This window comes from Pseudomonas caspiana (assembly GCF_002158995.1).
Classification (GTDB): domain Bacteria; phylum Pseudomonadota; class Gammaproteobacteria; order Pseudomonadales; family Pseudomonadaceae; genus Aquipseudomonas; species Aquipseudomonas caspiana.
Genome location: NZ_LOHF01000045.1, coordinates 2,052 through 13,730, shown reverse-complemented (window position 1 = coordinate 13,730; position 11,679 = coordinate 2,052). Strand labels below are relative to the sequence as shown.

General features: G+C 53.0%; 14 protein-coding genes. 7 read left to right on the top strand and 7 right to left on the bottom strand.

Translation table 11 applies throughout. The features are described from left to right. Positions 1–1,333, bottom strand: a 1,333-nt coding sequence (locus AUC60_RS27240; RefSeq protein WP_158099165.1) for an AAA family ATPase, incomplete at its 3' end; no start/stop codon positions are given. Between the two features lie 437 nt (positions 1,334–1,770). Here AUC60_RS27240 and AUC60_RS27235 point away from each other — a divergent pair. The 4 genes from AUC60_RS27235 to AUC60_RS27220 all read left to right on the top strand — a co-directional run bounded on the left by AUC60_RS27235 (position 1,771) and on the right by AUC60_RS27220 (position 5,525). Beyond that, complete coding sequence (locus AUC60_RS27235) at positions 1,771–2,775, top strand: hypothetical protein (RefSeq protein ID WP_087274665.1); 1,005 nt, start codon at positions 1,771–1,773, stop codon at positions 2,773–2,775. Between the two features lie 346 nt (positions 2,776–3,121). Further along, positions 3,122–4,378, top strand: coding sequence for a nucleoside triphosphate pyrophosphohydrolase family protein (locus AUC60_RS27230; protein ID WP_087274663.1), 1,257 nt, complete (start codon positions 3,122–3,124; stop codon positions 4,376–4,378). A gap of 89 nt (positions 4,379–4,467) precedes the next feature. Beyond that, positions 4,468–4,917, top strand: a complete 450-nt coding sequence (locus AUC60_RS27225; protein ID WP_087274661.1) for a hypothetical protein — start codon at positions 4,468–4,470, stop codon at positions 4,915–4,917. Next, a complete protein-coding gene (locus AUC60_RS27220; protein WP_087274659.1) occupies positions 4,914–5,525 on the top strand; it encodes an Nmad2 family putative nucleotide modification protein in 612 nt (203 codons plus the stop codon). The genes AUC60_RS27225 and AUC60_RS27220 overlap by 4 nt, the downstream gene beginning before the upstream one ends. A 67-nt stretch (positions 5,526–5,592) precedes the next feature. Here AUC60_RS27220 and AUC60_RS27215 read toward each other — a convergent pair whose 3' ends face one another. Beyond that, positions 5,593–5,919, bottom strand: a complete 327-nt coding sequence (locus tag AUC60_RS27215) for a helix-turn-helix domain-containing protein (protein ID WP_158099164.1) — start codon at positions 5,917–5,919, stop codon at positions 5,593–5,595. Between the two features lie 66 nt (positions 5,920–5,985). On the opposite strand from AUC60_RS27215, the gene AUC60_RS27210 reads away from it, so the two are divergent. Genes AUC60_RS27210 through AUC60_RS27200 form a run of 3 tightly spaced genes read left to right on the top strand, consistent with a single transcriptional unit; the run spans position 5,986 to position 8,179 of the window. Further along, on the top strand, positions 5,986–6,276 hold the full coding sequence (locus tag AUC60_RS27210) for a DUF4031 domain-containing protein (RefSeq protein ID WP_087274657.1): 291 nt from the start codon (positions 5,986–5,988) through the stop codon (positions 6,274–6,276). A gap of 20 nt (positions 6,277–6,296) precedes the next feature. Further along, positions 6,297–7,511 carry a nucleoside triphosphate pyrophosphohydrolase family protein gene (locus AUC60_RS27205; protein WP_017127010.1) on the top strand — a complete coding sequence of 405 codons (1,215 nt, stop codon included), beginning with the start codon at positions 6,297–6,299 and terminating at the stop codon, positions 7,509–7,511. Further along, positions 7,508–8,179: a uracil-DNA glycosylase gene (locus AUC60_RS27200; RefSeq protein WP_017127011.1), complete on the top strand. Its 672-nt coding sequence runs from the start codon at positions 7,508–7,510 to the stop codon at positions 8,177–8,179. Before AUC60_RS27205 ends, AUC60_RS27200 begins: the two co-directional genes overlap by 4 nt. Here the strand turns inward: AUC60_RS27200 and AUC60_RS27195 are convergent, their stop codons facing one another. The 5 genes from AUC60_RS27195 to AUC60_RS27175 form a co-directional block, all read right to left on the bottom strand. Next, positions 8,180–8,974: a thymidylate synthase family protein gene (locus tag AUC60_RS27195; protein ID WP_017127012.1), complete on the bottom strand. Its 795-nt coding sequence runs from the start codon at positions 8,972–8,974 to the stop codon at positions 8,180–8,182. Next, a complete protein-coding gene (locus AUC60_RS27785; protein WP_144443311.1) occupies positions 8,952–9,518 on the bottom strand; it encodes a C1 family peptidase in 567 nt (188 codons plus the stop codon). The genes AUC60_RS27195 and AUC60_RS27785 overlap by 23 nt, the downstream gene beginning before the upstream one ends. A gap of 80 nt (positions 9,519–9,598) precedes the next feature. Continuing rightward, positions 9,599–10,618 (bottom strand): ImmA/IrrE family metallo-endopeptidase, encoded by a 1,020-nt coding sequence (locus AUC60_RS27185; protein ID WP_087274656.1) that lies wholly within the window; start codon positions 10,616–10,618, stop codon positions 9,599–9,601. A gap of 3 nt (positions 10,619–10,621) precedes the next feature. Further along, positions 10,622–10,978, bottom strand: a complete 357-nt coding sequence (locus AUC60_RS27180; protein ID WP_087274655.1) for a helix-turn-helix domain-containing protein — start codon at positions 10,976–10,978, stop codon at positions 10,622–10,624. Further along, a complete protein-coding gene (locus AUC60_RS27175; RefSeq protein ID WP_017127016.1) occupies positions 10,975–11,247 on the bottom strand; it encodes a hypothetical protein in 273 nt (90 codons plus the stop codon). Before AUC60_RS27175 ends, AUC60_RS27180 begins: the two co-directional genes overlap by 4 nt. Positions 11,248–11,679: the final 432 nt, after the last annotated feature.

Genomic DNA, 11,679 nt, shown 5'->3' with positions numbered 1-11,679 from the left:
GTGAGATAGAATCTCGAATCGTAGTCGACTGCTTAATTAGTTGCGCGATGCTCTCATCACATCCCTGGATGCTCTCCTCCAACTCCTTAGTAAGCTTTTTGTGTGCCGAAATGATCGGCTCAGCCTGCTTACGCATGATCAGCCACAGCTCTTGGGTTATATCCTTAAGCAACTGATCCTTTTTAAGGATCCTTTCGTTGTACTCGGAAATCTTGAGACGCTGCACCTCGATCGTAATGTTCAGTTGCTCAACAATGTCACTGGTAGAAATGAGGGTCACGACCTTCGAGGCCGAACCTCTCTTGTCGTTAATTTTCGCAACGTTATCAGCAAAGGCTTTGACCAAGTCAGCCTTGGCTTTAACGAAAGCGGGATCCTCCTGAATCGCAGAGCTTTTGTAGGGTTCACCCTCCAGAGTCGTCAGCAACGAGCGGGTACCACTCTCGTACGAATCCTTTAGCAATTGGAGCGTTTCTATTTTTTCGTCGTAGCTTTTATCAAAGAGTTGTTTGACGTGGGACTGGAATTCATGCGGTAGCGATTGCTGACAGAGGGGACATTGTCCATCGGATTTAGCGACATAAAACATCGCGCCTTTCACCCAGTCCGAGTTCCCAAGCTTCTCGATCAAACCTGCCAGATAGGAATCCCCAGAAGGGGTAATGACTTCGCTGAAAATCTCATTGTTTTCAACCGCGGACGCGATAAAAAAGATAGGCCCCAAAGTGGATAGAAGCTCACCATCAGACGATTGCAGTGCATGCGCTGCTTCGGCTAACTCGCGGCCTGAACGGGTAGCTACCGAAGGTAGCGACATACTTTCCAGCTTGCTTTTCAGCTTGGCCTTGTTGGTGTGGAAGCTTTCAAAGCAGTAATAGAGACTGTCTTGGTTATATTCTTTCTTGATGTCCCATAGCCGATCCTTGTATTGGTTGTCCTCCTTTGTCTGCTGGCTGACGAGCTTTTGACGCTCATCAGCGACTGTCTGACTTTCCAAACGCGTCTCTTCAAGGCTTTGTTCATCCTCACGGATGGCCGCCTCAGCCTCGATATTACCCTGGTTGAGCGTGAAGATACCGGGCTGAGTTTCTGAGTGAAAATTCTTCTCTACGAATGCCTGATTATAAACGAAGACCTGGTCTTGGCTCACCGCCGGATTGACCTGGCAGTGTCTGTAGGGGCCATGCGTAAGCTCCTGCAGATAATTCGCAATGGTGGACTTCCCACTACCGTTAAGCCCATAAATAAGGTTCACTCGCGTCAGAGGACCGAGCGTGACAAAGGCGTCAGAGGGATAGCTAGTGACGCCTTTGAGAGAGACCAGGTCAATCATGAGATCCATCCGTGGTAGAGAAAAATTAAAGTGTCATCAAATCTATACCATCGCCTGCTCCTTTTGCCATAAGCCTTTCGCAGAACCTATTCCTATCCTCAGGCGGCTACTTTGAAGGCTGCGACATGGTTGTGGTGCTGTTGCATTAGCGAGTATTTTCGGACCTCTTCACTATCTGGCCGTCGCGACAGAGCGTACCACCAGCAACAAAACATCAGTAAGCTGACTGAGTTATACACTTATGTTTCAATGGCAAAAAAAATCAACTTTATTGATAGCAAACATAAATTAACGATACAACTAACACAACCTGCGATCTAGAGTTTATATTCAGTTTTTAGCCACGGAAAAATCTTGTTTTTTGCATCATATGCAACCATCATCATGGCGCAGCAGGCATTATCATTATCTCAGGAATAAAATTTCAAGGAGCAATTATGTCACAAAGCTTTGATTATTCGGCGAGTCTTATTTTGAGCTACCAAGCGAGCCTGAAAAAAATATTGCACAAGTGGGGTCAAGATTACCGAAAGATCCCCCCTGGAAACCTACCTTATTACTTTCATGACCTTGTTATGCGACTGCCAGGCTCACGAAGCCGCCGCATCCACCTAAGCGATACCATTCTTGAGTCATCTGAAAAAATACAGGCCATTCAACCTATAGTTCGAAAACTAGAAAACGGAATCAGTGTTTGGCCACACTTAAGTCGAGGATGGGGCAAGCTAAAAGACATCGACCACATGTACAACGCGTGGAGAATTTCTCACTTCCACATAAACACCAATATTGAAAAAGACGGTTACGTTGAACGCTCAAAAGAAGTATTACTGGCAATCATTTGGCAAGACCAGGCATTTTTTATAGATGTGCGCGACCATGGAAAAACGAACCCTGATCTTTGGTATAGCATTGACCTGATGGAAATCGTGTTAAGAAATTGGCCTGAATGGATGTATCAATACAGGAGTAACATTAAACAAAGCAACACAGACAGCTCGATCGCCACCACCAAACAATTCCGGCAACTTTCCGTCAACAGCTCGCTCAGCTTATCAGACGGCAATATCTACATTCCTCCCGGAATTATAACCGCTGAAGGATTGTCCATGCTCAGCTCAATGATATACAACAGAATAATTACGCATAATTTTTTACTCATTCAGCAGGCTGGAATCGAAGCGCACGACGAACTGCTAAAATATTTCTTCCGACATACAACTCCGCCGCAAAAGCTTGATATGTATGTGGATGGAATTTGGCCCACCTTAACCGTAAAGGCAAAAGGATCACCTTATTTCATGCCGTTACATCTTATCCGTGCTTTGGTAACCCCCTTAATTTCCAGAACTTCGGACATCCAAAAATTTCGCAGGCAGTTTCATCCCGAGCTGTATGACAACTATTATTTCAAACCAGTATCTGCCTACCTTCATTTCTGATTTAACGAAATGAGTACCTTATATTAATAAAGGCGTAACTCCAGACAACGGATCCGTTTGGAAAGCCTTCCAGATCCAGATGCACCGTCAAGTCATAATGGAACGGCTCTCTACGCTCGGAGGTCATTCTTCCTCCAACATCTAAGGATTATGAAGGCACCGTCCTATTTCACTTCAGGACTTTAGGTTAAAGGATTTGCCGTTGGCAGCATTGGCCATGCCGCGCTCCATTTGCACATCAGGTTCAGGGCTTGTACATCGCATATTGGATCGCTCATGATGATGGCAAATCGACTTCAGACACCTGATTGTCGAATCTGGAGAAATAGATCGGCCGGAGGGCTGCATGGACGAAAAAGCTTCATCCCCATCGAGCGACCGCTTCAATCCTCTCAAGACACCTGAACAGTTCGTCATCCTGCCGCCCGATATTCGAGACGGCTGGATGAGCATCCGCACATATCAGGAAATCGCGAGCACGACTGACAGACTGCCTGATACTGGGCTGGAATTAATGATTCTGGGGCTGTTCGGTGAAGTCGGGAGTCTGCTGAGCGCATTCAAGAAGCGACAGCGTGACCGGGCTGCGTTCAAACGCTATAAAGCAATCATCCAGGAGGAGCTGGGAGATGTGCTCTGGTACTTTTCGAACCTCGCTACGCGCGCCCAGCTTGATCTTCCAACTCTAGCTCAGAGAGTTTTTCGGGAACTGGAGGATTGGGACATCGTCGAGCCTGCCGAACCCAGCCTCGGATTCGGGGACATGCAACGCTTGATAGATGAGCCAGTCTCCGAAGAAGACTTTAGCGTACAAGTCCTCGCGCTCGCCGGCTGCGTGGGTGATTTACTCAACGATTTCAGGACCGGAACATTCACGCGCAACCGCGACAAGCTCTCTGCCCACATGGTGGAGGTAATCCGGGCGCTGGTCGCTGCGGCGGACTCTGCCGATGTTGATATGGAGGCCGCCGCGCTTGAAAACCTCAAGAAGACCTTCAGTCGATGGCCAGCGGAGATGACCTACCCAACCCGCTTCGACGTCGACATGCCCAAAAATGAACGACTGCCTTCGTGGCTGGAGTTCTACATTGCCGAAGAGAGCGCCGGCGACAAGCAGTACGTCATCCAGAAGTGCAACAGGATCATCATTGGTGATCGCCTGACTGACAATAAGATGGAACGTGATGACTACCGCTTCCACGACGTGTTCCACCTCGCGTTCGCGGTCCATCTCGGCTGGTCTCCCGTCCTGAGAGCGCTTCTTCACCTGAAGCGTAAATGTGATCCTGAACTTGACGAAAACCAAGACGGTGCCCGGGCAATGCTCATCGAAGAGGGCGTGGCTACCTTCATCTTTGGCCGCGGGCTGGAGTGCGATTTATTCAGGAATGTCGATCACGTTGACTATGACCTGCTGAAGTCCATTCAGGATTTCGTCAGAGGCTATGAAGTTGCCCGGTGCGCACTGTGGCAATGGGAAAAGGCGATCCTGGATGGATTCAGCATATTCCGGCAGCTCTCTGACAAACGAAAAGGTTACGTGATGGCCGACTTCGACAATCACACGATCAGCTTTCGCGACGGCAATGACGACGATGAATAGCTATCGGCTGAGGAGTGCAGCTTAACGCGCAGGCCTCAGCGTTCCTTTAAACCAAACAATGACCCACATGCAGTTGAGGAGATCCACTCATGAGTAACGATAAAGCGTGCATCGTCTTCACGACAGGGCTAGATCAAAAAGCCCAGGAAGTGTCTCAACAGCTGAATAAAAGAGGCTTCGATGTGTGCATGGCTAAGGCCGAACAGGAAGAAGTCGAAGCCGCCCAGGCAGCACAGCCTGTCTCCGAGGAGATCCAAAGCTGCATCGACAACGCAGTGATCAGCATCTTCCTGGTCCCTGAGGAAGGTTACGAGTGCCTGGAAGGGGCTGCCGGACATGCGGTGGCGTGTGGCAAAACCATCGTGGCCATCGCCGAAAACGTTGAATCACTGCCTCAGGTGTTCGACGATCATGCCAGCTCCGTACTTACAATCGACAGCCCACGACTGAGCGATGTCATCCAAGGCAATCAGGTCTGGGAGCGTGCGGACGGTAGCCCGAGCGCAGAACGCAAGATTGATCGGGTCAAGTGCCAATGAGTGATGTGCCGAATGTGTTCTCGTACAAACTTGTGAGGGACTACGGCTTTGCGCCGAACCCGTTCCACGGCATCTGCACGTTAGGGACCTGCAAACCGCAGATAAGGAGATCAGCCAAGGTCGGGGACATCATCGTAGGCTGCGGAAGCACCGCACTGAAACTGGAGGGAAAAATCATCTTCGCGATGAGGGTTTCCCATAAGCTTTCCTTCCAGGAATATTGGGAGCACGAGGCCTTTCAGATCAAACGGCCAAACCTGCATTCAAGCAAAAGCATGGCTTATGGGGACAACATCTACCATCGCGATGGCGAGGCGTGGATTCAGGAAGACTCGCATCACAGCTTCGTGGGAGGAGGGGTGAACCACGAGAACCTTCTCCGGGATACCAGTTCGGACAACGTTCTGATAGGAGAAGAGTTCGTTTATTGGGGTTCGAGCGCAGTGAAGCTCCCTGACCACCTACGGCACTTCGCAGGGGAGGACCTCTACCCTCCTTCACGAAACTACCGAAGTACATTCACGGATGACTTCCGGGCTGAAGTCGATACCTGGTTCAAGGCACTCGCTGATCAGGGCTGTCGAGGCCGGCCAGCTTCTTGGCGTTAGCCATGTTTCGATAGCGCATCGACATACTCAAGCGTCTCGGCCGGCAAGCTTTGGGCGGGCCCGAGACCTACTTCGCTTGCCCGGTCTCAAGCGCCAGTTCAACCCCTTCCAAAAAGTGGCGAATCAGCCCTTCGCTTTGCGGCCATGACTGAATCAAGGCCTGAACCCTGTCGACCACGCCCTCGGATCGGGAAGACGCGCTATCGGGCGAATGTAAAATATGCAAAAAATCGCAAACTTTTAGCAAATTTTTACTCAGGAGCTTGCATTCACCCCGCTCCATCTTGGAAATCTGCGTGTAGTGAATTCCGGTGCTTTTGTGTAGGTATTGCAGGGTAAAACCCTTTTTTTTGCGTACCGCTTTTATGCGTTTACCGAGATCTGATGCGTTCATTTCGATTGAATAATTTGCTAAATATGTGCAAGATATTTGCACATATTTCTTCCCAAGGCGAGCACCATGGCTGTCTATGTTGATGCAGAAGGAATCCGTTGGCGCGGTCGTGAATGGAACCATCTAGTTGCCGATTCGCTGGATGAGTTGCACGCCTTCGCAGACAAGCTCGGATTGAGGCGCAGCTGGTTTCAGTCCAAAACGCTCTACCCTCACTACGACGTCACCAAGTCTGTCAGGACGCGGGCACTGGCGATGGGTGCGCACGGCGCAGACAGGGAAAAAATTGTCAGTTGCGCAAGGCAGATGCGATTCGAGATGATCCAAGCTCATCGAGAAGCCGTCTCCGGCATCTAACTTATGGAAAGGGAAATTCCGTGCTGGTACCTACACCGCAGCTACCCTCGCTATCGATTCCTCAATACCGTCTGAAAGCTGGCGGCACCAACCGGTTTCAGACCGACGAAGGTGGGTACCAGAAGCTGAAGTTCGGTTACTTTGGCGAAGTGGGCGGCCTGCTCTCTGCAGTCAAAAAGGTAGGCCGCGACCGCCTCGCAGCGTCCGTCAGCGAACTGGCGGCCGAGGAGCTGGGGGACGCGCTGTGGTACCTGATCAACATCGCTGCGGCCGTAGACGTTGGCCCGGATGAGATTGGTGCCAGCTGCATCGCCTATCTGCGCTCCCAGTACGGGGAAAGTGAACTGGACCCAGTCCTGCCGGTGACCTTTCGGCACATCGACAGCCTCATGGAAATGCGCAGAAGCCCAGAGAATGTCGATCGTTCCTCCCAGCTCTCCAGACTGGCGAACCGCGCAGGCGTTCTGGTCGAGGTGTCGTTTGCCTCCCTGCGAGCAATGTCTCCCCCATCGCGCAGCCAAAATCTGGGCGTTCATCTGGCCGAACTGGCCATTGCCTGTGCCAGTTTCGATCTGAGATTTGAGGATGTGGCACGCAGTAACATCGACAAGATTCTCAGTCGGTGGCCAGACAACGAAACCGTCTATCCCCCACCATTTGATCTCAAGTGCCCTGATCATGAACAATTCCCCGCCGAATTAGCCATGGAGTTCAATGAACGGGGCTCTCCGGAGAACGGCTATGTTGTGCAGAGCCTGAGGGGGGTGTTTATCGGCGATCGTCTCACGGACAACAGCAACGAGCCCGACGACTACCGTTTCCATGACGTTTTCCATCTGGCCTACGTTGCATTCCTGGGCTGGTCGCCGGTACTGCGCGCGCTCCTCAAGCGCAAGCGCAAGTCAGATCCAAAGAAGGACGAGAACGAAGACGGTGCCCGCGCGATGATCATCGAGGAGGGCATAGCGACCTGGATCTTCAACCATGCCAAGAGCCGAAAGTTTTCTATCGACCCCGAGCCAGGCGCGCTGGATTACAGCGTGCTAAAACAGATCAAGAGCATGGTCGAAGGCTACGAAGTCGAGGAGTGCAAGCTGTGGCAGTGGGAAAAAGCGATCCTCACCGGGTTTCAGGTATTTCGCCAATTACAGAAGCACCGGTGCGGCACCGTACATGTCAACGTGCACGAGCACACCATGCACTTTGAACCTTTAGAAAAGAAAGAGCAGCCATGAACCCTACCGCCTTTGTGAATGCCCTGTCTGAGCTAAAGCTGGACAACGTGTTCAATCCCTACGCTGACAAGTGCCCCGTCCACGATCGCAGCGATGCTGTCGCCGCACGCCGGCGCAATCTTCGTGGCTACCTCAAGGCCGCGACCGATATCGGTGTCGACACCATCTGGATGGGACGAGATCTGGGGTACCGCGGTGGACGGCGAACCGGGCTTGCGCTGACCGACGAATACCACCTCCCGGAAATGATGCAGCGGTACCCTGGCTCCAACTTCAAGCAGGCAACGGTCGGGCCGGCGGTGGTTGAGCGCACGGCGTCCGAAATCTGGTCGGTGCTCAGAGCGCTCGCGCTCCCGCCGCTACTGTGGAACGTGTTCCCGTTTCATCCACACGAGCCAGGCAATCCGTTTACCAATCGCAAGTTCACCGCTCGTGAGCTGCAGAAGGTCGACCTGCTCAACGAGACGTTGATCAAGTGGTTGGGCGTGCGCCGAGTCGTGGCCATTGGCGGAGATGCCTATAACTACGCGAGCCGGTTCGATGTCGAAGTCGTTGCCATCCGGCATCCTAGCTACGGAGGCATCAAGGACTTCCGCAATGGGATGAGCGCCCTGTACAACATCCCAGTCGAAACATTCAGCTCGAAACGCCAAGGTTCGCTGTTCTAATCAGGGAAACGCCGCGAGCATCTGCTTAGCGGCTGTCGCGCCGCCCAGCGATTCCACATCCAGGAACGCATGGGTGGCGATGCAGGTGAGAACTCCACGCTCGAATTCGGACTCGTCGCTGACATATTTATGCAAATTGCTCAGCCCGAGCAGATTGCCCAAAGCTCTCTGGCCGTACCAATGAGATCGGTACACCGCGGTCAAGTCCAGCTTGTCGCCGGTCACCTTGAAACTGAGATGGCTTAGGCAAGGCATATTCATCGGCTTATTTCGATCGGCCGCGGGGTCATACAACGGCAATTCAAAGCCGAATCCGTCGTCTTCTATGTCGTATTCGACATCCACCACTCCAAGCTCATATACCGCTTGGAAGCGGCGCCCAGTCTTGGAGGCCTGAAGCTTGCGGACGATCACCTCCAATGGGTTAAAGGTCGTCTTGCCGTCTCGACTGACCCTGCGCATCATCCTGTAGGCGTATGTCCCCCACGTCCCGCTCTTCATTCCGCGAGCCATCGCGCTCAGGTAAGACTCGTAGAACGCTGGTCGCCCTTCTCTGCGGTACATCTCGTTCGGGAATATTGTGCCCGCTACAGTCTGCACGCTGAGACTAGGCCAGCATTGTCGAATTGCAGCATCGACTGCACCGATGACATCTCTGTCCTGCGCTTCCAGGACCCCGGGCGAAGCGATCTCCAGCACCAGGTTTCGGGCAGTGTAATCTGGGCACGTCGCCAGATGACGGGCCGCGGCCAGCCAGGCGGATACCACTCGGTCATGCTGAATTAGGACTGCCATGTTCCACTCCAAATGCGCACGTCGCATGCGCAGCGATATATGCAGCCGGGATCCAAGCGTGACCTTTCTGGCCCCACTCCTCTCCCCAGCTGTTGCGGATCAAAAACCAAGTCTCGCCGTGAGCGTCATGCCCCAGGCCAACAGCAACCACCGCGTGCTGCATCGCTCCAGGAAGGATCGAATGGCTGAACGGGATGATCCCTTCGGCAGGCGAATAGAACTCATAGGTGAGCCGAAGAGCCAAGCCGACAGGCACACCCATGCGCATGCTATCGATCAGTTCGCCAACGTCGGTATTGAAAAAACGGATGGGGTGACCGAACAAATCCAGCGCGTCAGGCAGGGCTTCAAGTGGTACGACTGGCTCATCTGCCTGATAAGGGAAGTGGACTTCCAGGGCATGCCCGGCCTGCGAGGCTTCAGCCGCCGCAGCCGCTTGAACCCCGTCGCCAGGTTTCCAGCCTGGAATCCTCTGGAGGGTGGCGCGGTAGAAATACTCAGGCCCGAGATCACCATCAGAGAAGCAACGATTCAGCTCGGTCACGGCGAAGGCCACGCACGTTGGACGATTGCCTTGGTTTCTCGCCTTGACCGGGGATCTATCGGTCAGGCACTCGATTGTTATCACGAACCGGCGACCTCCTCAATCAGCGCGCGCTTCGATTCGCGAGAAAGCCCTTCAGCGATCGGCTCGAAATGAGTCCTAGAGTTGAACGACGCATCGCCGGCCTGCTTACCCATCCATGGCCGAACTTCGGACAGCGTTACAGGATGGGCTTGCTCGACATTCGTCCGCTTCGCGGAGAGCAGATAATCCAGCGTGGAATCAGCACCGAACACTATAGTGCGAGGATCCACAGGACGCGCAGTTACCAATGGAGCCAGCGTGAAGCCCTGTTCGGCCACCTGCTCCACCGAGTCCGCTTTCCACAGGTAGCCGGCGGACGCGTGGCTTTTGAGGCGCACCACCAGATGATCTTCCGGACGAGGCTCCAGGACCGAGGATTGATCGGTTTCGTCGAACAGCCAGACGTCCTTCGTGGCATCCGGGAGCTGCCCTTGCAGCAGTGACTGCTTGATCGAGGCAGGCTGTACTTTCAAGAGTTCCTGAACAGCGTCGTACGTAAGGATCTTGTGCCGAACCAGAGACCAGGCCGCAGCGGCATAGCTCACCCCCAGACGAAGGGACATCTGGTAAAGCACATGAGGATTGCTCAGCGACGCTTTGTTCCAGCCCTTGCGCTTGCAAATGATGCCTAGCAAAGGACGCGGCACCAATAGGTGATAGCCGAAGGTTTCGGCCTCCTGCTCCATCACAGCGGCCTGACCACCGTAATCGATGGTCTCATCTACCGTACTCTGGTGCCCCATGAAGTAATGTCCTAACTCATGGGCGCAGGTCATGTGGATCAAGCCGGCGGATCGGGCCGAGTTCACCAGAATCCCGGGGCAATCCTCGCGTACAAAGGCGCCGAGAAGCTTTTCCATGGGCCGCAACAGAACCGAAACCCCCTGGTCAGCCGCGATGCGAAAGGGGTCAATCCGTGTGTAGCCGTCTTGCTCGATGCGCTCCATGGCGCGAGATGACGCGAAGACCTCGGCAGCCACCTTGGCTGTCGCAATCGCAATGTCGCGTACGGCCATGATTTACCCCCTGCGTTTACGCCCGGACTGCTTCAGGAATTCAGCAAAGCGCGCGACTTCTTCCAGGTCTTTATCTGATAAACCGTTCACCGCACGTGCCAGGAACGCCAGTTGCTCCGGCCCGCTGGGAGCAGGCTCAACGCCCGTCAAAAGATATTCCAGTGTTCGACGGTAAAGCTTCGCGAGCTTCCCGAGCTCGGTCGCTTCGACCTTTCTGGCACCCAGCTCGATGTTGGTGACCGATGGACGAGGTAGCCCCAAAGCCGTTGCAACTTCCTCTTGCGAGAGTCCTACATATTCGCGGGCCTGTCGCAGCCGATCACCGATGTCATTGCGATCCGAATGCGTCACGTCAATCATTTCGGTGCCCCCTTAAGATGACGGAGAACTTTGTCGGTAATGTCAGTGACGAACTGGTCTTTCGAGTTATATCCGCCATGGCGGATGATCAGCTCAACGGGCAGTTTGCGCTGGACCAGTTTGTCGATCCCGACGAAAGCATCGACAGCCGAGATAGAATCCAGAGGTGCTCCTAGCTCATCAGTCGACAAGGGATCGTCAATGATTTCCTGCGCTCGCTTGTCCCAGAAAGCACTTAGCAAGGTTTCGATTTGCGTCTTGATATCCATCGTACAACACCCGTAAGAAAATCAAACCATAGCCGTATGAAAATGATACGTCAACGAGACACTCTTTGGAGATGATTCAATATCGTCCGGATGCCGATAGTAGCACTGGATCCAAAGAAAAGATCAATGTGCCATTATCACCAGCTAGCTGGTCAGATATATCCTGATAAGGGTCTAGCGCAGTACGTGCAGACCGCAGGTGAGCGCTAAGGCTACCGCTACACCCAAGAGGCTTCTCGGTACCCGACTGGTCGAATAAGTCAAAATGACGCCGCCTAATCTCACGCAAGCATTAAGGTTTGTGTCCGGAATTCGGATGCAAAGTAGTCCTTTACATCCTGCTCTGGCTATTTTTTACAGCGGTAAGGACGCCTTGAGGTAGTTTTAGAGATAGAAGGATAGCCCCTAAAAAATAATATTCTTAAAATTCAG